Annotated in this window: 19 protein-coding genes and 2 riboswitches; of the genes, 13 read left to right on the top strand and 6 right to left on the bottom strand. The window is 65.8% G+C overall.

Annotation, left to right across the window (positions count from 1 at the left end):
• Position 1: 1 nt before the first annotated feature.
• The 3 genes from AC3ZI9_RS09455 to AC3ZI9_RS09445 are packed head-to-tail and all read right to left on the bottom strand — an operon-like array spanning position 2 to position 2,379.
• Positions 2-331, bottom strand: coding sequence for a biotin/lipoyl-containing protein (locus AC3ZI9_RS09455; protein WP_086998474.1), 330 nt, complete (start codon positions 329-331; stop codon positions 2-4).
• The gene (locus tag AC3ZI9_RS09450; RefSeq protein ID WP_198962409.1) at positions 324-1,355 is read right to left on the bottom strand and encodes an alpha-ketoacid dehydrogenase subunit beta; all 1,032 of its coding nucleotides are present in this window, start codon (positions 1,353-1,355) and stop codon (positions 324-326) included. The genes AC3ZI9_RS09455 and AC3ZI9_RS09450 overlap by 8 nt, the downstream gene beginning before the upstream one ends.
• Entirely contained in the window at positions 1,348-2,379 is a 1,032-nt protein-coding gene (locus AC3ZI9_RS09445; protein WP_086998480.1) for a thiamine pyrophosphate-dependent enzyme, read from the bottom strand. The genes AC3ZI9_RS09450 and AC3ZI9_RS09445 overlap by 8 nt, the downstream gene beginning before the upstream one ends.
• 156 nt (positions 2,380-2,535) lie before the next feature.
• Between AC3ZI9_RS09445 and AC3ZI9_RS09440 the strand changes: the two genes are divergently transcribed.
• On the top strand, positions 2,536-3,009 hold the full coding sequence (locus AC3ZI9_RS09440; RefSeq protein ID WP_086998483.1) for an Lrp/AsnC family transcriptional regulator: 474 nt from the start codon (positions 2,536-2,538) through the stop codon (positions 3,007-3,009).
• A gap of 22 nt (positions 3,010-3,031) precedes the next feature.
• Here the strand turns inward: AC3ZI9_RS09440 and AC3ZI9_RS09435 are convergent, their stop codons facing one another.
• Positions 3,032-4,363, bottom strand: coding sequence for an LLM class flavin-dependent oxidoreductase (locus AC3ZI9_RS09435; RefSeq protein WP_086998486.1), 1,332 nt, complete (start codon positions 4,361-4,363; stop codon positions 3,032-3,034).
• 2 nt (positions 4,364-4,365) lie between these two features.
• Positions 4,366-5,130, bottom strand: coding sequence for a 3-oxoacyl-ACP reductase (locus tag AC3ZI9_RS09430; RefSeq protein WP_086998489.1), 765 nt, complete (start codon positions 5,128-5,130; stop codon positions 4,366-4,368).
• Between the two features lie 324 nt (positions 5,131-5,454).
• A riboswitch (TPP riboswitch) is annotated at positions 5,455-5,549 on the bottom strand.
• Positions 5,550-5,606: 57 nt separating this feature from the next.
• Positions 5,607-5,716: riboswitch (TPP riboswitch) on the top strand.
• Between the two features lie 34 nt (positions 5,717-5,750).
• Between AC3ZI9_RS09430 and AC3ZI9_RS09425 the strand changes: the two genes are divergently transcribed.
• The 12 genes from AC3ZI9_RS09425 to AC3ZI9_RS09370 all read left to right on the top strand — a co-directional run bounded on the left by AC3ZI9_RS09425 (position 5,751) and on the right by AC3ZI9_RS09370 (position 19,064).
• Complete coding sequence (locus tag AC3ZI9_RS09425; RefSeq protein ID WP_241895363.1) at positions 5,751-6,383, top strand: ECF transporter S component; 633 nt, start codon at positions 5,751-5,753, stop codon at positions 6,381-6,383.
• Positions 6,384-6,469: 86 nt separating this feature from the next.
• Complete coding sequence (locus AC3ZI9_RS09420; protein ID WP_489923540.1) at positions 6,470-8,104, top strand: ABC transporter ATP-binding protein; 1,635 nt, start codon at positions 6,470-6,472, stop codon at positions 8,102-8,104.
• Complete coding sequence (locus AC3ZI9_RS09415; RefSeq protein ID WP_086998495.1) at positions 8,101-8,907, top strand: energy-coupling factor transporter transmembrane component T family protein; 807 nt, start codon at positions 8,101-8,103, stop codon at positions 8,905-8,907. The genes AC3ZI9_RS09420 and AC3ZI9_RS09415 overlap by 4 nt, the downstream gene beginning before the upstream one ends.
• A gap of 80 nt (positions 8,908-8,987) precedes the next feature.
• Complete coding sequence (locus AC3ZI9_RS09410) at positions 8,988-9,305, top strand: hypothetical protein (RefSeq protein ID WP_086998498.1); 318 nt, start codon at positions 8,988-8,990, stop codon at positions 9,303-9,305.
• A gap of 384 nt (positions 9,306-9,689) precedes the next feature.
• Positions 9,690-11,009: an MFS transporter gene (locus tag AC3ZI9_RS09405; protein WP_158225924.1), complete on the top strand. Its 1,320-nt coding sequence runs from the start codon at positions 9,690-9,692 to the stop codon at positions 11,007-11,009.
• A 119-nt stretch (positions 11,010-11,128) separates the two neighbouring features.
• Complete coding sequence (locus AC3ZI9_RS09400) at positions 11,129-11,881, top strand: NUDIX hydrolase (RefSeq protein WP_096223561.1); 753 nt, start codon at positions 11,129-11,131, stop codon at positions 11,879-11,881.
• On the top strand, positions 11,878-13,161 hold the full coding sequence (gene nadA, locus AC3ZI9_RS09395; RefSeq protein ID WP_489923539.1) for a quinolinate synthase NadA: 1,284 nt from the start codon (positions 11,878-11,880) through the stop codon (positions 13,159-13,161). The genes AC3ZI9_RS09400 and nadA overlap by 4 nt, the downstream gene beginning before the upstream one ends.
• Positions 13,158-14,810, top strand: a complete 1,653-nt coding sequence (gene nadB / locus AC3ZI9_RS09390) for an L-aspartate oxidase (RefSeq protein WP_489923538.1) — start codon at positions 13,158-13,160, stop codon at positions 14,808-14,810. The genes nadA and nadB overlap by 4 nt, the downstream gene beginning before the upstream one ends.
• Before the next feature lie 7 nt (positions 14,811-14,817).
• On the top strand, positions 14,818-15,789 hold the full coding sequence (gene nadC, locus AC3ZI9_RS09385) for a carboxylating nicotinate-nucleotide diphosphorylase (protein ID WP_489923537.1): 972 nt from the start codon (positions 14,818-14,820) through the stop codon (positions 15,787-15,789).
• A complete protein-coding gene (locus AC3ZI9_RS09380; RefSeq protein ID WP_489923536.1) occupies positions 15,786-16,976 on the top strand; it encodes a cysteine desulfurase family protein in 1,191 nt (396 codons plus the stop codon). Before nadC ends, AC3ZI9_RS09380 begins: the two co-directional genes overlap by 4 nt.
• A gap of 200 nt (positions 16,977-17,176) precedes the next feature.
• The gene (locus AC3ZI9_RS09375) at positions 17,177-18,568 is read left to right on the top strand and encodes an IS1182 family transposase (protein WP_489924034.1); all 1,392 of its coding nucleotides are present in this window, start codon (positions 17,177-17,179) and stop codon (positions 18,566-18,568) included.
• A 268-nt stretch (positions 18,569-18,836) separates the two neighbouring features.
• Entirely contained in the window at positions 18,837-19,064 is a 228-nt protein-coding gene (locus AC3ZI9_RS09370; protein WP_086998515.1) for a hypothetical protein, read from the top strand.
• A 25-nt stretch (positions 19,065-19,089) separates the two neighbouring features.
• Here AC3ZI9_RS09370 and AC3ZI9_RS09365 read toward each other — a convergent pair whose 3' ends face one another.
• A complete protein-coding gene (locus tag AC3ZI9_RS09365; protein WP_441392348.1) occupies positions 19,090-21,006 on the bottom strand; it encodes a hypothetical protein in 1,917 nt (638 codons plus the stop codon).
• Positions 21,007-21,033 lie beyond the last annotated feature (27 nt).

The raw sequence follows: 21,033 nt of genomic DNA, 5'->3' as shown, positions 1-21,033 counted from the left end.
ATCAGTCCTCATCCAGGTTTGCGCTCAGGCGCACCCGGCGCTTCGGGGCGGCCTCCTGCGGCACGGTGCCCACGATGCCTGCGGTGTCATCGGCCACCTCGAAGACGATGAGTTCCTCACCGACGTTGATCGTGTCACCGGGTTCTCCGTGGATGCGCAGCACTTTGCCCGCCTGCGGGGAGGGCAGCTCGAGTGAGCTCTTGGTCGTCTCGACCTCGACGAGCGGCTGGTTGCGTTCGACCTGGTCGCCGACGGCCACGATCCACTCGAGCACGGTGGCATCGATGAGGCCTTCACCCAGATCGGGTAGTGGGAAGGAAATTTCAGCCACGGCGGTACTCCAATACTCGTTGAATGCCGAACAGGATGCGGTCGATGTTGGGGATGTACTCATCCTCGAGATCACCTGAGGGATACGGTACGTCGAAACCGGTCACCCGCTCAACGGGTGCCTTGAGGACACCGAAGCAGGATTCGGAGACCAGCTGGGCGACTTCGGCGCCCAGGCCCGCGGTGCGGGGCCCCTCATGAACGACGACGGCGCGTTTGGTTTTGGACACCGAGGCCGCCAGACCGGCGGCGTCGATGGGCTTGAGCCAGCGCAGGTCCAGGACCTCGATGCTGATGCCATCCTCTTCGGCCAGTTCGGCGACCTGCAGGCAGCGAGCCACCATGGCACCCCAGGCAATGAGGGTCAGGTGGCGGCCTTCGCGGGCAATGACCGAACCTTCCAGATCTCCGGGATTCTCGGTGTCGACCTCGCCCTTCTGCCAGTAGCGGGACTTCGGTTCCATGAACATGACCGGATCGGGCATGAGGACCGACTTCTTCAGCAGGTGGTACGCCTGGTGCGGGTTCGACGGGGAGACGACCTTGAGCCCGGGCACGTGGGCGAAGAGCGACTCGAGGGACTCGGTGTGCATTTCGGGGGCGCGGATGCCGCCGAAGGAGGGCACGCGCAGGGTTACCGGCATCGGCAGGGTGCCGCGCGAACGGTAGTTCATCCGGCCCAGCTGGCAGACGATCTGGTTGATCGCCGGGTAGGCGAAACCGTCGAACTGTACTTCGGGGATCGGATGCCAGCCGGCCATGGCCAGCCCGATGGACATGCCCAGGATGCCGGATTCGGCCAGCGGGGTGTCATAGACGCGGCTGCTGCCGTGCTTGGCTTGCAGTCCGTCGGTGATGCGGAAGACACCGCCGAGGCCGCCGACGTCCTCGCCGAAGATCATCGAACGCGGGTCTTCGGTCAACAGTTCGTCCAGGCCGCGGTTCAGGGCCTTCTGCATGGACATTTCGACGACGGTGTTTTCCATCGGACGCTCCTGCACGGTTGCGGTGGCCGGGTTAGACATGTTCGGATTCCTCTCGCCAGTTCGCGGCCTGGGCTGCTAGTGCTTCGGTGGGTTCCTGGAAGACGAAGTCGAACATCTCGGTGCCCGGGCGGGCATCGAGGGCGTCGACGCCGAGACGGACCTGCTCGACGAATTCGCCGGCCTGCTCGCTGATGGCGGCGACGGAGGTGTCATCGAGGGTACCGGCGGCACGCAGGGTGGCTTCGAGGCGGTTCAGCGGGTCCTCGCCGCCGTCACGCCGTTCGTCGTCGAGGCTGCGGTAGCGTCCCGGATCATCCGAGGTGGAGTGCGGTCCGCGGCGGTAGGTCATGGCCTCCACCACCGCCGGACCGTTGCCGGCCCTGCCGTGTTCGACGGCGGCACGCACGGCACGGACCACGGCGACGACGTCGTTGCCGTCGACCTGGATCGAGGGGATCGCGTAGCCGGCACCACGGGCGGAGACCGAGCCGCCGGCGACCTGGCGTTCGGTGGGAACCGAGATGGCCCACCCGTTGTTCTGCGTGAAGAAAACCACCGGGGCCTTGAAGACCGAGGCGAAGTTCATGGCCTCGTGAACGTCGCCCTGCGAGCTGGCGCCGTCACCGAAATAGGTCAGGGCCACGTTGCCGGTGCCGTCAACGGTTTGTCCGTGGGCCCAGCCCACGGCGTGCAGCACCGAACCGGCCACGACGGCCTGAATGGGGGCCACATGGGTTTCGGCGGGATTCCACAGGCCACCATGCCAGGAGGCCTTATGGGTGGACATGTAATCCACCATGTCGATCCCTGCGGCCAGAGCGACGCCCATCTCGCGGTAAGTGGGGAAGGCGAAGTCGCGGGTGAAGTCCAGTGCGTAGGCGCTGCCCACCTGGGCTGCCTCCTGGCCTAGTTCCGGGGCATAGCCCGGCAGGATGCCTTGTCGCTGCCAGGCAATGGCGGCGACATCAAGCTGCCGGGTGCGCACCATCAGGCGGTACAGCTCAAGTAGTTCATCGGTGCCGAGCTCGTCGGCGTGCGGCTCAAGCCGGGGTGCATCGGTCATGTTCGACTCCCAGTGGATTCGGTGAGGTGGGCTTGCTGTGACCCTAGTTACCACCTGTTTCATGCGCAATCGCATCAATCAATGACCAACAATCTGCGCAGAGTGTCTACGCTGGTACCGAGTCATCTATACATATTGTCTAGTTAAGGAGCGTCCATGAAAATCGACGCATTGGATGCACGGATCCTGGGGGAGTTCTCCTCGGACCCGCGGATGTCGGTGTTGGAGGCGTCGCGGGTTCTGGGGGTGGCCCGGGCGACGGTGCAGTCGCGGCTGGACAAGCTCACGCGGGAGGGCGTGATCACCGGTTGGGGGCCGCATCTCTCGGCCGAAGGGCTGGGATATCCGGTGCGTGCCTACTGTTCCCTGGCGATCGATCAGGACGCAGGGCACGACGGCGTGGCCGCCGCCCTGTCCCAGGTCCCCGAGGTGCTCGAACTGCATACCGTTTCGGGTGAAAGTGATCTCATGGCCTGCATTGTGGCCACGTCGAACGACGATCTGCAGCGGGTCCTGGACGCGATCATCGCGACCCGGACCGTGCTGCGCAGTTCCTCGTTGGTGGTGCTGAACTCACCGATCCCCTTGCGCATGCTGCCCCTGGCCCGGGCCGCGGCCCAGAGGGGCTGAGCCCTCAGGGTCGCTGGGCCGTTCAGGCCTCCGGCCGCTCCAGCCCCAGATGACCCCGCAACGTGTGAGTCGAGTATTCGGTGCGGTAGAGCCCCCGACGTTGCAACACTGGAACCACCCGGTCCACGAACTCCTCTAGGGAATCAGGCAGCATCGGCGGCATCAGGTTGAAGCCATCGGCAGCGCCCGAGGTGAACCAGCGTTCGATGGAGTCGGCGACCTGCTCCGGGGTCCCCACCATCGTGCAATGGCCGCCGCCGGCAGCGAGTCGACCCAGCAGCTGTCGGACCGTGGGGCGTTCGGCTTCCACGATGCGCAGGATCGTGGCGTACCTGCCCTGTGGGCCGGTGAATTCGCTCGCCGGTGGCAGAGCCGGAACCGGTGCGTCGAGGTCCCACTCGCTGCAATCCTGCCCGATGAACATTCCCAGCTGGGCCAGCGACTGTTCGGTCGGTAGGAGGGCATCCACCTCTGCCTGCCGCGCCAACGCCTCGACTTCGGTGGATCCGAGGTAGGTGACCAGTCCGGGCATGATCGCGACCTTCGACGGGTCCCTGCCTTCGGCGGCAATGCGCTGCTTCAGATCCGCGTAGTAGTCCTGCCCGCTGGCCAGATCGTAGGCCACCGCGTAGATCCCTTCGGCATGGCGTGCCGCTAGCTGGCGACCGGATTCCGAGGCCCCGGCCTGGAACAGGACCGGCCGGCCTTGCGGGCCCCGGGGCACGTTCAGCGGCCCGGCAACACCGAAATGCTCGCCGTCGTGGTTGATGGGCCTGACTTTCTCGGGATCGGCGAAGAACCCCGAACGATCGGCGAGCACCGCGTCATCGGCCCAGGAATCCCAGAGGGCCAGCGCGACGTCGATGAATTCGGCGGCCCGGGCATAACGTTCGGGACTGGCCGGCATGGAATCCATCGAGTGGTTGCGCGCCTCGGCGTCGAACATCGAGGTGACCACATTCCACCCGATGCGCCCGGCGCTGAGGTGATCCAGCGAGGCGAGCATCCTGGCAGCGTGGTACGGGGTGTAGAAGGTCGTGGAGACGGTGGAGATCAGCCCGATGCGGCTGGTGCTCCGCGCCATGGCGGCCAGCGCCGTCAACGGTTCGAAGAACCACCGGGGGCCGGCTGCCGGGTTTCCCGCCGAGTGTCCGTCGGCGAAGAACACGGCATCGAAGAGGCCGGCCTCGGCGGTTTGGGCCAACCGTTCGTAATGCTCGATGCTGCCCAGTTGCTCAACCGCAGAGTCCGGGTGGCGCCACGCTGCCTGGTGGTGCCCGCAGGCGTTGAGGAAGGCGTTGAAATGTAGTTGGCGTGGTGCCGTTTCGGCTGTGTTGATGGGGTGTGTGCTCATCTCTAGTTCATCACCAGTCCGCCGTCGACCACCAGATTCTGCCCGGTGACCGCACGGGCCCAGGGGGAAGCGAAGAACAGGATGGCGTCGGCGAATTCGGCCGGTGTGGTGACCTTGCGCAAGGGGGTGGAGGAGGCGATGAAGTCGAAGACCTCTTCGGGGGTCGCGGCGCTGGCGTCCGTGGTGCGTAGTAGACCACCGGAGACCATGTTCACCGAGACCTGGTGTTGGCCCAGGTCGGCGGCGAGTGTTCGGGTCAGGGCCAGCAGGGCGGCTTTGGAGGCGGTGTAGTCGTGGTACGGGACCACGGGGTTTTGGAAGAGGTTGGTGCCGATGTTGATGATCCGCCCGAAGCCCTGTTTACGCATCCCCGGCAGCGCCGCCTGGGCGGTGTTCAGTGCGCCGCGAACACTACCGGAGAACTGGGTGGTGAACTCCTCCCAACCAATCTCTGCGGCCGAGGATCGGGCCTCGCCATTGAAGGAGAAATCGGCCAGCGCGTTGTTCACCACGGTGGTCACGGGGGAACCGAAATGGGCCTGGGAGGCCACGAGCATGGCGGTGACCTGCGCCGGATCGGTGACATCTGCCTGGACTGCCAGGGCACGGTCGGGCCCCAGACCGGCAGCAAGTTTCTCGGCGGCTTCGGCGGACTGCCGGTAGTTGATGACGACGCGGGCGCCTTGTGCGGCGAAGGCCTGCACGATATGACGGCCCAAACCGCGGGCGCCCCCGGTGACAAGGACAATCTGGTCTGAGAGGTTCATTTGGTCTCGCTTTCATGGCTGCCGAGGGCAGGTGGTGGTGGAAATGAAGAGGATCGTTGCGGGCAGCATCGCCCGGGGGAGAGAGGTGAGGGCCCCGTGAGACACGCGGGGAGCACGGTGGTCGTGCTGTGGTGTCCGACGGTGGAGAGCAGGCTGCGCAGGAGAGGTTTCAGCTGGGCCGCAGCTGGCGGGCAGAGGCTAAACCGCTGGCCGAGAGACGGCACGGCAGGATGCGGAGCGCCAGGGTGGACGCAACCAACGCATGGCGACATCGGGCCGTGGGGTGGCGGTCCGGCAGGACCTTCCAACATGGAGGTTTAGGTGAAGAAGCACCTGCAACATCCCTTCGCTAGTTCGAACTAGATCAGGTTCAACGGGTGTTCTCTCAGCCAGAAATCATGGCACCCCGTGTCACTGCACCACACCCTACACACTTCACGCAGCGATTCGACAACTTCGTGTCCACGTGTACAGTCTGTGCTGAACACGGGAGTCCGGTGAGCCGGGCTGAGAGGAAGCTGATCAAGCTTCGACCGTCGAACCTGATCTGGGTCATGCCAGCGCAGGGAGGCAAAACTCTAAATCCCGTGCCCTGTTCACTCAACAGAAGGGGCACGACAGTGCACTCAATAACGCCGCCATCCACCACGCCACTACCGGCGCGACGACGCTTTTCCTTCGACCTCAAGGACCTGGTGCTCATCGTGGTCCTGGGGGTCGTCTTCGGATTCCTCTACTGGGCGTTGGTCCAGGCATCGGCCGGGCTGACCCTGCTGATGGGCCCGTTCGGGGACCTCTCCTCGCATCTACTCTTCGGCGGGTGGCTCATCGTGGCCCCGATCGCCGTCGCCATCATCAGACGACCCTTCGCCGGGATCCTCGCGGAGGTCATTGCCGGTGGGGTGGAGGTCGTTTTCCTCGGCTCGACGGCAGGACCCATGCTTTTCCTGGTGGCCGCCATCCAAGGTCTGGGCAGCGAACTTCCCTTCGCCCTGCGTCGCTACCGGTCTTTCAGCTGGCTCACCTACGCTTGCTCCGGACTACTCGGAGCAGGATTGGCCTTCGCCGTCTCGGCCTTCCGTTTCGGGTGGTACGGCCAGGATTTCTTTGTCATCCGGCTCATCGTTCAACTGCTCTCCGGGCTCATTCTCGGCGGTCTCCTGGCCCGCAAGACCGTTAACGCCCTGGCTAAAACCGGCGTCGTGGACAACTACGCCATCGGCCGGGACCAGCCAACCGCCGAGGGAGCATGAAACCGGCAAGCACGCCGGTAGTCGTGCTTGAGAACGTGACCGTAACCTACCCCCGAAGGCAGGTGCCGGTCCTGGATCGGGTGACCTTGAGTCTCGAAGCAGGCGAACAGGTCATCATCCTGGGGCCCTCGGGGGCCGGAAAGTCGACGCTTTTAAACCTGATGACCGGGGTCATCCCGCATTCGGTGGCGGCACGGTTCACTGGCCGGGTCCTCGTCGCTGGTCAGGACACCGCTCACACCGGCGTCGCCGAATTGTCACGGACCGTCGGCGTCCTGGCCCAGGACCCCGAATCGGCGATGTGCATGCCCGATGTGCAGCGGGAGATCGCCCTTCCACTGGAGAACCATGCGGTACCCCCACGACAGATCGAGGGCCTGATCGATGAGGTGCTGGAACAGGTCAACGGAGCCAGCCTCAAGGACAGGTCAACACGGCAACTCTCCGGTGGCCAAGGTCAACGGGTTGCCTTGGCGGCCAGTCTGGTCGTGGAGCCGCCGGTGCTGCTGCTCGACGAACCCACCTCGATGCTTGACGCCGAAGGCATCTCCTCGGTGCGCCGGTCCATCGACCGGGCGGTGCACGACCGTGGCCCCGCCGTGGTGCTGGTGGAACACCGCATCGACGAGTATGCGGGAGCCGACGGTGTGGCGGGGCTTCCCGGACGGGCCATCGTGCTCGACGCCGAAGGGGCCCTGATCGCTGACGGCCCCACACAGACCGTGTTAAAACAATCGGCACGCCAGCTCGTGGACGCCGGGTGCTGGACACCGTTGGAAACCGAGCTGCAGGCTGCATGCGGCACCGAAGGCGGTTTGGCATCGCCCATCGTCCGCGAAGAATTGCTGCACTGGGCGGAGGGCCAACCAACGGTTCCGCAGCCGACGCAGGCCACCGACAGCGTGGTCCTCTCAGCCCGGGGCCTCTCGATCACCCGGGCGCCAATCCCTGCCCGGAAACGACGCCGCGAACCCGCGGTGATCAGCCCCCAACTTGAAGGCATCGACCTGGAACTACGCTCCGGGGAGATCGTCGCCCTGTTGGGCGCCAACGGGACGGGCAAGACCAGTCTGTTGCTCGCGCTCGCCGGGCTGCTGCAACCACTTGCCGGCACGATATCGGGGGACCGCCCCGGGCTGGTGTTCCAGAACCCCGAACACCAATTCGTGGCCACCACGGTCCGAGAAGAAGTTGGCCATGGCCTGCCGGCGCTCATCAATGGTCGTCCTGCCCAGGAGAAGATCGATGACCTGCTGGCCGAACACCGGCTGACGCATCTGGCCGCGAGCAACCCGTTCCGACTCTCGGGCGGGGAAAAGCGGCGGCTCAGCGTTGCGGCCATGCTCGCTCATTCCCGCAACGTCCTGTTGGCCGACGAACCGGGTTACGGGTTGGACCGGAAAGCCACCATCTCGATGATGGGAGCCTTCCGGGACGCGGCGGCCGACGGACAGTCGATCCTGTTTTCCAGCCACGATCTACGCAGTGTCGCGAGCCTGGCCCACCGGGGAATCGTCATCGCCGAGGGCACCATCATCGCCGACGGGCCGATTTTTGACGTGCTGGGCGACCGAGACGTCTTGGCCAGGGCAGGGATCGTGCTGCCCCCGCTGCTGGACTGGCTGCTGGGCCTCGGGAAGAGTCCGGAGCAGATCAAGAACATCCTGGATGCTCTGGATCGCGAAGTTGCGCCTGCGGCACGGATGCAGGTGCCCTCGTGAGCGCGGCCCCCTTTCCGTGGGTGGTCACGACCACGCCCTTGGGCCGTCGCAACCCCACCATGAAGCTCGCCCTGCTCTTCGTGGTCTCCTTCGCCTTGCTCTTCGTCTTCGACCCGCTGACCCCGGCCCTGCTCTATCCGTTGGCGCTGGCCGCCGTGCTGATCTGGGGCCGGCCCTCGCCCCGGATGCTGCTGCTGGCCCATATCCCGTTCCTGGGTTTTGCCCTCGGGATGCTCATGATCAATGCCATCACCCGGCCGGGGGAGGAACTCTTCACGGTGCTGGGCCTGCAGGTCAGCGTCGAGGGGGTGAACCTGGGGACTTCCCTGGCCCTGCGCACGTTCGTTCTGGGGGTGTTGTCGATCGGTTTCGTCCTCTCCACCGATGCCGTGGCCCTGACCGACAGCCTGCATCAACAGGCCAGACTGGGTCCGCGTCTCTCCCATGCCGTCCTGGCCGGATACCAGATGCTCCAAGATCTGCCGGGCACCTGGCAGACGATCCGGCAGGCCCATGGGGTGCGGGCTCCCGAGCTGGCTCCGGGGCTGCGTCGCCCCACGATCCGGGAGTTCGGGCATGCCTCCTTCGCCCTGCTCGTGGTCTCGCTGCGCCGGGGTGAGCGCATGGCCCAGTCCATGGAGTCCCGCGGTCTGGGACTGACTCCCCGAACCATCTGGAAGCCCATCAGACTCCAACGAGCGGACTGGATCATGGCTACCGGTGTGCTCAGCGTTTTGGCGGTGGTGTTGGGCCTGGGTGTCGCCGGTGGGTGGATCAGGGGATACTCCGCCCTCTGGGGGTAAGCCCGGACTCGGGCCATGCTCAGCAGGCTCGTCTTCGCTTGGTAGGCTGCTTTCTTGCTCCCCGGTGAGAGGAATGCGGCATGAGCCAGGACCCGAGTACCTTCAGATCCACTGCCCGTGCAGTGAATAACCGCAGTACCAAGGCCAAGACGCTCGCACGCTACCTCTGGGATCGCCACCTGGGACCCGAGGAACTGGCCGTGTACACCGAGCAGGAACTGCGGTCCATCGCCCGGGCTGCAGGAGTGCACCCACCCTCGACCAGCGAGACCTGGGAGGCGACCGCCGAACTGCTCCTCGCCCAACAGGCCTGGCTGGAGAAGCACCCGGGCCACCCCGTGGGGGAGCGGCACTGCCTCGAGGACGCGTGGAAATACGAGCCGGGGTTCGGCGGCTGAGGAATTCGAGTACCCAGGGGCAGTGAACAAGTGTTTCTGCCGCGAAAAACAGGGGGAAGCTTCGCTGGTTCGGGCGATGAAGGGTTCTTAACATTGAGGTAGGGCAGATGTCATCGCAGCAGCCGGTGTCCCAGCGGGGACCAACATGAAACTCGCACCATGTTCAAGGCTACTCCGGGCGTCGAGACGAGGGCATGTTGCACCTCGTCGATGTCCCGGGCCACCGGTACGGTGCCGCCGGATGAGTCCCATCGACCGGCAGCACACCCGAAGCCGCGACCCAGGCAGGGGGCGGATCAGGGGAACCGGTGGCCGGGATGTTGCCTGCGTCCCGGGCCAACGGCCCCGGGTGGGTCGGCGAAGCCGTGCAGTAGCCTCGAAACCATGAGCACGGCAGGCGGGCCCGGAGGATTGCGCAGGCACGCGCCCTTCGTCCGCTTCTGGGCCGCTTCCACCGTCTCGGACTTCGGCACCTACGTCACCTCCGTCGCACTCGCCGTCCTGGTCCTGGTGACCCTGGACGGAAATGCTCAGGATCAGGGGTGGGTTAGTGCCGCACGATGGGCGCCGTACCTGATCTTTGGGCTCGTGGCCGGCATCTGGGTGGATCGCTTCAGCCGACGTCGTGCCCTCATGGTTGCCGACCTGGGGCGGGCGGTCCTGCTGGGGGTGCTGTGTATCGGAGGGGTGTCCGGGTGGCTGTCCGTTTCCGGTGTCATTGCGTTGGTTTTCGGCTTCGGGGCCCTGTCGCTGGTGGGGGATGCCGCTTACCAATCCTTCATCCCGCAGCTGGTGCCCCGGAAGCTGTTGGTGCGGGCCAACGTCCGCCTGGAGCAGAGCGACACGGTGGCCCAGACCGTAGGCGGCGCCGTGGCCGGCAGCCTGGTCGCCGTCCTCACCGCCCCCTGGGCCCTGCTGCTGGACGCCGGCAGCTTCTTGTTCTCCGGGGTCGTGGTCGCCACTCTGCCCGGGCGACCCACGGGGAAGGCCGCTCCGGCCACGAATCACGGTGCGACTCCGAGCCTGCGTGCCCGCGTGGTCGAATCGGTGCGTTGGCTCTATGGGCACTACTACTTGGGCCCGCTGGCCTGGAGCACGCATGTCTGGTTCATCGGATCGGCGATGGTGGGTACGGTCCTGCCGGTGCTCATCCTGCAGACTGCCGGGCTGGGTCCCTTCGATTTGGGGGTGGTTCTCAGCTGCGCGGGCGTCGGAGCAGTGGTGGGCACCAGCGCCTCGGCCCGGTGCGGCGAGCGGTGGGGAACGGGCCGCATCATCGTCCTGTCCCGGGGACTCGAAGTCGTCTCAGTGGTCGCGGTGGCCAGCATCGCCGCGCTGCTGCCGCAGCTGGGGCCCGCGTCGGGAGATCGCGTCACCCTCTTGGTGTGTCTGGGAGCCGCGCAACTGCTCTGGGGCGTGGCCATGGGGGTCGAGAGTCCCTTGGAGATGGGCTTCTGGCAGGGGCTGACGCCCGATGGGATGATCGCCCGGATGACCTCGGTCCGGCGTTCGGCCAACCGAGGCATGATCGTTCTCGGGGCCCCGCTGGGCGGTTTCATCGCCACCTCCGCAGGCGTCGGTACTGCCTTGTGGGTCGCCGCGGGGTTCATTGCAGTGGGCACGGCACTGTTGGGCATCTCCCCGTTCCGCGCCGTGCGCCTAGAAGACGTCATCCTTGACGACGAAGAAACCGCCGGTCAATAAAAGGCGTGGGTCCCGAGGAAAAATACGCGTCATAGGTGTTGGAAATGCCCGTCCACCGACGTATGCTGACTTATTGTCAATTCGACAATAACTCTTAATCGCCTCGGGAAGGAGCAGGGATGGAGTTCGCCAATGTTTCCGAACGCCAAGCCATGAGCCCGGAATTGGCCGTCTCGACGGTGATCTTCGCCCTGCGTGATGAACTCCGGGACGGGGAACCGACCGGACGCCGGACCCTCTGGCTGCCGCTGATCCGCCGGACGCGCGAACCCTTCCGCGGCCAATGGGCGCTGCCGGGTGGCCCGTTGGGCGCCCGGCAAACCCTGCAGGATGCCGCCGCCGGCAACCTCAGGGCCACCACCGGCCTGGCCCCTAGCCACCTCGAACAGCTCTACGCCTTCGGCGGGCTTGACCGGTCCCCGGCACACCGGGTCGTCTCGATCGTCTACTGGGCCCTGGTCCGTGAGGAACATCCCGACGCGCCGCAACTGGTGAAGGACCCCCATGTCGCCTGGTTCCCCGCCCGCGACGAGGCCGTGATCGACGCGCTGGCCTTCGACCATGCCGAGATCGTGCGCTACGCGCTGTGGCGACTGCAGAATAAAGTCGAATACTCTTCGATCGCCCACCGCTTCCTGGGCCCACGCTTCACCCTGGCCCAGGTCCAGGACGTCTACGAGGCCGTCCTGGACCGCCGCCTCGACGCCGCGAACTTCCGCCGCCACCTGCGCGGAGCCTCCGGCATCGAGGCCACCGATGAATACCTGCACGGGGGCAAACACCGCCCACCACGCCTGTACCGGTACGCGGGGGATGCCGCCGTCGTACCTCAAGAGACCACCAACACGGAAGAACAGCGGGATAGATCATGACCAGTGTCAACAGCACCATCCAACAACTGAGCCTGACTCCTGTCGGGGACGGGGCGGACTCAGGGGTCTGCGCCACCGACCTGGTGAAGTCCCCCTGGGACCTCGATACCGGGCTGCGCTCCTATGGGCCCGGTTCCTCCATGGATGACGTCGCCCCGGCCGACACCCCGCAACAAGGGGTGATCCCGGAAAAGTACCGGAATGCGGACGACGCCGAACTCGACGCACGCATCCGCGCCGCCAAGGAAACCCTGGGCGAACGGTTGGTGGTGCTCGGGCACTTCTACCAACGCGACGAGGTCGTCCAGTACGCGGACTTCATCGGTGACTCCTTCCAGCTGGCCAACCAGGCGCTGAACCGCGAGAGGGCCGAATACATCGTGTTCTGCGGGGTGCACTTCATGGCCGAGACCGCCGACATCCTCTCCCAGGACCACCAGCAGGTCATCCTGCCCAACCTGGCCGCCGGCTGCTCGATGGCCGATATGGCCGATGAGTCCTCTGTGGAGGAGTGCTGGGAACAACTCGAAGACCTCTACGGCACCGAACCCGACGCCGCGGGGCGGGTCCCGGTGATTCCGGTGACCTATATGAACTCCTCGGCGGCCCTGAAGTCCTTCGTCGGCCGGAACGGCGGGATCGTGTGCACCTCATCCAATGCCACGACCGTGTTGGAATGGGCGTTCGAACGCGGCCAGCGCGTGCTGTTCTTCCCCGACCAGCACCTGGGCCGGAACACCGCCAAGGCCATGGGCATCCCCCTGGAGCAGATGCCACTGTGGTCACCGGCCAAACCCCTGGGCGGGAACACCGCCGAGGAACTGGCCGAGGCGAAGGTCCTGCTCTGGCATGGTTTCTGCTCGGTCCACCGCAGGTTCAACACCGGTCAGATTGACAAGGCGCGGGCCGAATACCCGGGAGTGAACGTCATCGTCCACCCCGAATGCCCCATGGAGGTCGTCGACGCCGCCGACTCGGCAGGGTCCACCGACTTCATCCAGAAGGCCATCGCCGCGGCCACCGAACCGACCACCTTTGCCATCGGTACCGAGATCAACATGGTCAACCGGCTCGCCGACCAGTACCCGCAGCACAAAATCTTCTGCCTCGACCCGGTGATCTGCCCCTGTTCCACGATGTACCGGATCCACCCGGGCTACCTCGCCTGGGTCCTGGAGGAACTCGTTGCCGGACGCGTGGTGAACCAGATTTCCGTCCCCGAAACCGTGGCGTCCAACGCCCGGGTGGCCCTGGAGCGGATGCTGGCGGCGCGCCCATGAGCAGCCGCTCCGTGAAGGAGTCCTTGGACCTGGTGATCGTGGGGTCGGGGGTCGCGGGACTTTATGCCGCGATCACCGCCGTCGAACACGGCCACCAGGTCACCCTGCTCACCAAGGACGCGCTGGCCGACTCGAACAGCTGGTACGCCCAGGGTGGGATCGCCGCCGTCGGACCCCGGGGGACATCCCGCGGGGATGAGGTGGCCAGCCATATCGAGGACACCCTCACCGCAGGGGCCCGGCTGAACGACCCGGCCGCGGTGCGGTCCGTGTGCTCCTCCGCCTGGGAGCATATCGAAGCGTTGATCGGGCTGGGAACCACCTTCGACGCCGACCCCGCGGGGGACCACCCTGCCCTGGGGCTCGAAGCCGCCCACACCCACCCCCGCATCCTGCACGCCGGAGGAGACTCCACCGGGAAGGTGATCGCCTCCACCCTGATCGGTGTCTGCCGCCGATTGGCCGGACAGGGGAGCCTGCGCATCCTCGAGGACGCCTTCGTCACCGACCTGGTGGACGACGACGGTGTCATCACCGGGGTGCACTACCTCCAGGCCGGGCAATGCCACCGAGTTCAGGCCGACGTCGTACTCCTGGCGACCGGGGGGATCGGCTCACTGTATGAATGGACCACCAACCCCGCGGGGGCCACCGGTGACGGGGCCGCCTTGGCGTGGAGGGCAGGAGCCCTGGTGGTGGATGCCGAGTTCGTGCAGTTCCACCCCACCCTGGTGCGCGCCGGCCGGTTCATGGTCTCCGAAGCCGTCAGGGGAGAAGGCGCGGTACTCATTGACGGAAACGGGCGGCGCTTCATGGAAGAGGTGCACCCGGCGGCCGAACTGGCTCCCCGCGACGTGGTTGCCCGGGCCATTCATCACGTCTATGCCATGGGTGGCCAGGTGTTCCTGGACGCCCGGGCCGTGGAGGCAGCGAAGGGACGGGGGTACCTGGCCCGGAGGTTCCCCTCCATCACCACCCGGTTGGCCGCCCTAAGCCTGGACCTGGCCGTCCAACCCGTCCCGGTCACCGAGGCCCAGCACTATTGGATGGGCGGGGTCTACGCCGATGCCAGGGGGCGCACCACCGTCCCCGGACTGCGGGTCGCGGGGGAGACGGCCTGCACCGGAACCCATGGGGCCAACCGGCTCGCCTCCAATTCGCTGCTCGAAGCACTCGTGCACGGCTTCGCCGCGGCCTCCACCCTGGGGGCCTCAGACGCCCGGCAGGCCTCCACTCCCATCGAATTCGAATATGTGTTCGAACTTGATGGGGGGTGTAGAGAAACGCCGGCCGTTCCGCTGACCCGGGAAGGGCTCCAGGACCTGGCCACCGCCCAGCTGGGCGTGGAACGCACCGGGGAGGGCTTGTCCCAGACCGCAACAACACTGGCCGGTGCCCTGGCCGGATCGGGGGCCGCCACGCGGGAGGAGGCGGAGCTGCGCAACCTGATCACCGTGGGGCGCCTCATCGCGGAAGCCGCCCTGGCCCGCACCACCTCCATCGGCGCCCACTACCGCACCGATACCCCCGATGCCGTGACCCACGGGCCACGGGTGCGGACCGGCTTCGTCCGGGCAGCCCCGACACCCTTCACCGGCACGGGGGCAGAGGACAACCACCTGCTGCTCACCGGCACCCCCAACTCCTGAGGAACGAATGACCACTGTGCACCACGGACCCACCCCCGCGGCCCCTTCAGTCGCCGTGACCGAACCGATGCCCGTGCCGCAACGCGTCGTGGAGAACATCGTCGAAGCCGCGCTCGCCGAAGACAACCCCACCGGCGACCTGACCGGCAATGTGCTGCTGCCCGCAGATGCCACGGCCATCGCCGACGTGATCGCCAGGGAACCGGGCATTGCCAGCGGCCTGGGGGTCTTCGCCACCACCATGGTCTTGACCGACCCGGCCCTCACCGTGGACCTCGCGCTCGCCGATGGGCAGCCCTTTGCCGCCGGAGACGTCCTGGCCACCGTCAGTGGGTCGGCCCGTTCGGTGCTTGCCGGTGAACGCGTCGCGTTGAACCTGCTCCAACGCCTCTCGGGGATCGCCACCCTCACCCGAGCCTTCGTCGACGCCGCCGTAGGGACGTCGGCGAGGATCGCCGACACCCGCAAAACCACCCCCGGGCTGCGCGCCCTGGAACGCTATGCGGTGCGTTGCGGCGGTGGGCATAACCACCGTGGGTCGCTCTCCGAGGCAGTGATGGCCAAGGACAACCATCTGGCCCTGCTGGGTACCGGTGCCGAGCTGACGGCGGCCCTGCGTGCGGCCCGTGCCCGACTGGGGCATACGGTGCACTTCGAGGTGGAAATTGATGGGCTCGACCAGCTCGACGCGGTGCTGAACGCCGGGGTGGATACGATCATGCTCGATAACTTCACCCCGGCCGACCTCATCGAAGGGGTCCGCCGCATCAACGGGGCCGCCTATGTGGAGGCCTCGGGGAACGTCACGTTGGAAACCGTCGCCGAACTGGCAGCCACCGGGGTCGACGTCATCTCCTCCGGTGCGCTCACCCATTCGGTCAGGTCCCTGGACCTGGGGCTCGATATCCGCATCGGCGGCGCCGCAGCCACCACCGCCGCTGCCGACGCCGTGGCAGGGCAGGGAACGGTGCGGACGTGATCTACCTCGACGCCGCAGCCACCACACCGGTGAAGCAGGAAATCCTCGAACTGATCTGGCCGCTGATGGCCCGCGATTTCGGTAACCCCTCCAGCACCCACTCTCTCGGGGAGACCGCTGCCCGGGCCCTGACCTATGCCCGCACGACGGCGGCCAGCACCCTGGGGGTGCGCACCGGGGACATCGTGTTCACCTCGGGCGGCACCGAGGCGAACAACCTGGCGATCATTGGTCTGGCCCTGGCCAACCCGCGCGGCAGGCACGTGGTGCGCTCCGCCATCGAACATTCCTCGGTTCGTGAAGCCTGCGACTACCTGCACCGTCACCACGGGTTCAGCATCGACGTCGTCCCCGTGGGCTCCGAGGGACTGGTGGATCCCGCGGTGCTCTCGGGGCTGCTGCGCGAGGACACGACGCTGGTCACGGTCATGGCGGTCAATAACGAAATCGGGACCATCCAACCCCTGGCCGAGATTTCGGCCGCCGCCCGAGCCGTCGGAGCGCTGATGCATAGCGACGTCGTCCAGGCCGCCAGCTGGTTGCCCCTTGCTGAACTGGCCCAGCACCTGGACGCCCTCAGCGTCTCGGGTCATAAGCTCGGGGGGATGAAGGGGGCCGGGCTGGCCATGATCCGCGGGAAACTTGCCGTGGAACCTGGACTGCACGGTGGCGGGCAGGAACGCGGACGCCGTTCGGGAACCGAAAACGTGGCCGGCGCCGTGTCCACGGCTACCGCACTACGGTTGGCCACCGAGGCGGTGGCGGGCTTCGAGGACTCCCGAGCCAAGGCAAACTATCTGATCGACACCGTCTTGGAAGGGCTCAACACCGGAAGGCGCCCCGGGGAGGAGGCCGCGGTGCTCACCGGAGACCGCCAGCAGCGGGTGCCGGGCATCGTCTCCTTCACCTTCCCCGGGGCCAACGGGGAAACGGTCCTGCTGGAACTGGAACGGCGCGGCATCATCTGTTCCTCGGGGTCGGCCTGCGCCGCCGGATCCGCCGAACCCTCACCGGTTCTGCTGGGGTTGGGGCTGGACCCCGATCTGGCCCGCACCGCCGTCCGGTTGAGCTTCACGGCCGAGACCACCGAGGTGCAACTGACCACAGCGGCCCGCGCCGTCATCGCGGCGGTGCAAACGGTGACCGACGCAGGCCCCCACGTTGCCGCACCCACCTCGGAGGCGTAGTTTAAAAGTATCGACCGTCACCGCACCCTAGGTGCGTGGGTCAGTAATGCGGCGCCCGAACTTTAAAACGCCGATGCAATAGCCGGTCCTTCTACCCGGCGGCTGGGAGAATTGGGGGTATGGATACCAGTTCTCCCGGCCCTGATGGCTTGTTCGATGAGTCCCTCGTCGAGCGGATTGAGCCTGCTGTCGATGACCGGATGGATGCCAACGGCGGGGCCCGCAAGCGATTCAAGGCGTTCGAGCCGAACGCGGTGATGCTGGTGCCGCCTTCGTTGGATGAGTGGTTGCCGGCCAACCACCTGGCGCGGTTCATCGCCGAGCTCGTGGACCATGAGCTGGATCTGGACCGGTTCTATGATTCCTATCGCAATGCCAAGGGCCAGCCGCCCTACGAGCCGCGATTGATGCTGCGCATCGTGCTCTACGGCTACTGCGTCGGGGTGAGGTCCTCGCGTGAGTTGGAGAAGGCCTGCACCGATGTGGTGGCCTTCCGCTGGTTGGCCGCCCAGCAGGCCCCGGATTTCCGCTCGATTGGTCGCTTCCGCGAACGCCACCTGGCCGCGTTGGCGAACGTGTTCCTGCAGGCCCTGGAACTCTGCCGGGCCGCGGGGATGCTCAAGCTGGGCCAAGTCGCCTTGGACGGGACGAAGGTCCGGGCCAATGCCTCCCGGCACAAGGCCATGTCCTACGCGAGGCTGACGACCAAGCAGAAGGTCCTTGCCGATGAGATCAGCGACCTGATGGCCGAAGCGAAGACCGTGGATGAGCAGGAGGATGCCCGATTCGGGGTCGGGAAGCGCGGCGACGAGCTGCCCGCGGAGCTGGCGAACCGCGAACGCCGGGCCGCAGCGATGCAGGTCGCGAGGGAATCGATCGAGGCCGAAGCCGCCCAGAAGGCCCGTGACGACGCGGAAGCGAAGGCGAGGGATCGTGGGGACGACGATGACGACATCACCGGGGCCGGGGCCAAAGCCGCCGAAAGGACGGTGCCGAAGCCGACGGCGCAGCGAAACTTCACGGATCCGGATGCACGGATCATGAAGACCGCCGACGGGTCCTACCACTACTGCTACAACGGCCAGGCCGTGGTCGATGCCGGCCACCAGGTCATCGTCGCCGCCGAGATGAACCAGGCGGCCAACGACTACGGACAGCTGGCACCGATGGCCGAACAGGTGTCGGAGAACCTGGGGGCGATGCCCAGGCAGTTGCTCGCCGATGCCGGGTATTGCTCGAAGGCGAACCTCGAACACGCCCGCAACCTGCAAGAGGGACACGGCACCGAGTTCCTGATCTCCACCCGGCGCATAAAGCACTCCACCCCGATCCCGGAGGCACCCCGGGGCAGGATCCCCGCCAACGCAACCGTCGGCGAACGGATGGCGCGTAAGCTGAAGACCATCCCGGGCAGGAAGGCCTACGCCAGGCGCAAGGCCATCGTGGAACCGGTCTTCGGGCAGATCCACACCCGCCAGGGCAAGCACGTCCTGTTGCGAGGTTTGGAGCAGGCCGCCAGTGAGTGGAAGCTGATCGCAGCCTGCCACAATCTGATGAAACTGCACGGATACCGGGCCAATCCGGCCACCTGACCGGTAGGCAGGGGCCACGCAGGCGCTTCCGGAGCCCTTGATTAGGCGCTGAAAACGGCACCATGGGAACGCCCGCGACCATGACCGGCCGGACTCACAAGCTGGATCATTCCGCCTCGATCCCCTGAGTGATATTCCAACGAAACGCCGGCCGGCATCAAACCACTACCGACCCACGCACCTAGGTGCGGTGACGGCTCCGAATGGCATGACGAAGAGACTCCCGGATCAGCCGGCCGCCTCTTCCACTGGTGGAAGGGAGCCTGCCATGGCAACGAATAATACGACAACGAAGAGCCGTGACCGCACGGGCATCGTCTGGTTTGTGCTGGGAATCGTGATCATGGCGATCTACGGGATCTCAGCAGTGCTGGTGCAGAACCCCTTCGTGGACCAGACCCATACCCCGCTCTGGCTCGGCGTTATTGTCGGTCTCGTCATGGTGATCTTCGGGGTCATCGGGATGACCAAGCGCCGCCACCCGGGACACTACTAACCGCTGGCGGCGCCTACCGGGCGGATCAGCTGCTCAGCCAAGCCATTAGGCCCAAGGCCGAGTAGACGTCACGGATCTCTTGGCGTCTGGCCAGCTTTGTCGTGGCCAATTTCGTGAGGTATTCACCATCCAAGGCGTCCGTGAACTGGGTGCTATCGTTCTTTTCCATAGCGGTACTCAGAGCTTTCTGCGCTGCGGTCAGAGTCGATACCTGCCAGTAGTTCACGCCGATTCGATTCGCGGTGGCGACGAATTCCTTACGCTGCTCCGCGGTAACTGTTGGCTCGGGGACCTCGAGGTTTTCCAAGTGAGCGGGAAGGACGTCTCCCTCCGCGAAGGGTGCCTGAAACCGTGTGGGCTTGCGAAGGTTTGCTCCATTGCCCCAGGACTTTGGAGACGGGACGCGGCGCATGGAACCGTAGGCCGAGGAAAACCTGTTCCTGTCGAAGGGATATGCCTTGAGATCACCGGCGAAAGTATCCATGAGGTCGAAGCCGATCACGTTTGCTTCTCGGGCCTCTAACGGGATCGAACTGGCCAGCCGGTAGGCATCCACGGAGTAGAGCGGGTCCAGACGTGATCCAATCCGGCTCCACAGAACCGAATTCTGCCCGATGTGGTAGCGGTTCCGTACTTGGGAGTACATCGCGTCGCCGATGAAATCGGTGGGTACACCACTGGTCGACAGTTTCATCCACTCTTGGTGCAGGCGGGTGCCGATGCTTTTCTCCGCCGCACTGGTATAGATCTTCTTCCGGTCTGGAACGTGGGGGACCATGCTATTCATCAAATCGAGTCCCGTGAATCCACTCTCGTCAAGATTCCTGAATCGGGGCCCGTAGAACGTCCTGAGTACTTCCCCATAGCCGCCGCCTGCGGCGACCACCGAGGAAGTTAGTTCACGACCCGTCGGTCCGGTGGAGGTCATGCCACCGCTGTAGAACAAGGGGGCCAGCAACCGTTCATGAACGCCGGAGGCCGGCGCCGCGGTGAGGCCTCCATTGAGCGTCCGCTGGAGGTTGAAGACCCCAGCGAGTCCATCGGCAATTTGCCGATCTGTCGTGCCCTCCGGCCCGGAGCAGAAGAAGCTGAATCGGTCAGTGCAACCGGCCTCGACCATGGCCGCCAGGACGAGCCGTGAATCGAAACCACCGGTGAGGTGGGCGACGCGGAACTCGCTGGGCATTTTGGAAATGGCCACGACAGATTCCAGAACACGCCTGCGGACGCGTTCAAGCCCCTGAACGTAGGACACTTCCGGGCTACGCATCTCTTCGGCCAACGCATACTCGCGCCTCCGGGCGCCGCTGGGGTCCAACTCCCAATAGGTGAAGAGGTCGAGCCTGTCGACACCGTCGTAGCTGGAGGGGGTCAGGCCACCGTTGCCGAGCACGAGGCGTTCGAGCTGATAATCGACGCTCTTGGAGGGAAAGCTGCCGGCAGCATTGGCAGCGCGGATCAGTGAAACGATGTCACTCGAGATGAATTCGGTACCTCCCGCTGAATAGTGGAAGACCAGCGAACCGCCGAGGGGGTCCGGAAGACATAAGGCCTCTTGCGTGTGCTCGTCGATCATGAACAAACATGAGGGGTTCGCGATGTTGGTTGACCACCAGTTGGCCAGACTCGTCGCGTCACCCGAGACAACTGAGCCCGGGATCACTGCCGCCACGTCGGAGCTATTGATCAACACCCGTTCGCCGCAGATCGCGGCGCCATCCAAGGAGAACGACCGAGGGCCGACCTGCGCCACGGGCTGCGGGGTGAGGAGGGCGAGGAAATCGCCGGCACGCGTGAGGCCGGGCAGATGGGGAATTCGTCCCCGCAGGAGGACCGGCGCCCGAAATTCAGTACGATCCGGGGTCGTGCCGGTCGTGCCGGTCGTGCTGGTCGGAGCTTGTGCGGCGTTGGGGCTTTGCAGTCCTGCGTCGGGAGAGATCACCCCTTCATGCTATCCGCTGGCACGCAG

The sequence above is a fragment of the Arthrobacter sp. AOP36-F1-5 genome, assembly GCF_058137995.1.
The sequence above is the reverse complement of the archived record's forward strand: the minus strand, read 5'-3'. Positions and strand labels throughout refer to the sequence as shown.

Coding starts and splice junctions, on each gene's coding strand:
- AC3ZI9_RS09450 (WP_198962409.1), bottom strand. CDS start 1,355: ATGTCTAACCCGGCCACCGCAACCGTGCAGGAGCGTCCGATGGAAAAC.
- nadB (WP_489923538.1), top strand. CDS start 13,158: ATGAGCAGCCGCTCCGTGAAGGAGTCCTTGGACCTGGTGATCGTGGGG.
- AC3ZI9_RS09435 (WP_086998486.1), bottom strand. CDS start 4,363: ATGAGCACACACCCCATCAACACAGCCGAAACGGCACCACGCCAACTA.
- AC3ZI9_RS09445 (WP_086998480.1), bottom strand. CDS start 2,379: ATGACCGATGCACCCCGGCTTGAGCCGCACGCCGACGAGCTCGGCACC.
- AC3ZI9_RS09370 (WP_086998515.1), top strand. CDS start 18,837: ATGGCAACGAATAATACGACAACGAAGAGCCGTGACCGCACGGGCATC.
- AC3ZI9_RS09440 (WP_086998483.1), top strand. CDS start 2,536: ATGAAAATCGACGCATTGGATGCACGGATCCTGGGGGAGTTCTCCTCG.
- AC3ZI9_RS09400 (WP_096223561.1), top strand. CDS start 11,129: ATGGAGTTCGCCAATGTTTCCGAACGCCAAGCCATGAGCCCGGAATTG.
- nadA (WP_489923539.1), top strand. CDS start 11,878: ATGACCAGTGTCAACAGCACCATCCAACAACTGAGCCTGACTCCTGTC.
- AC3ZI9_RS09410 (WP_086998498.1), top strand. CDS start 8,988: ATGAGCCAGGACCCGAGTACCTTCAGATCCACTGCCCGTGCAGTGAAT.
- AC3ZI9_RS09405 (WP_158225924.1), top strand. CDS start 9,690: ATGAGCACGGCAGGCGGGCCCGGAGGATTGCGCAGGCACGCGCCCTTC.
- nadC (WP_489923537.1), top strand. CDS start 14,818: ATGACCACTGTGCACCACGGACCCACCCCCGCGGCCCCTTCAGTCGCC.
- AC3ZI9_RS09375 (WP_489924034.1), top strand. CDS start 17,177: ATGGATGCCAACGGCGGGGCCCGCAAGCGATTCAAGGCGTTCGAGCCG.
- AC3ZI9_RS09430 (WP_086998489.1), bottom strand. CDS start 5,130: ATGAACCTCTCAGACCAGATTGTCCTTGTCACCGGGGGCGCCCGCGGT.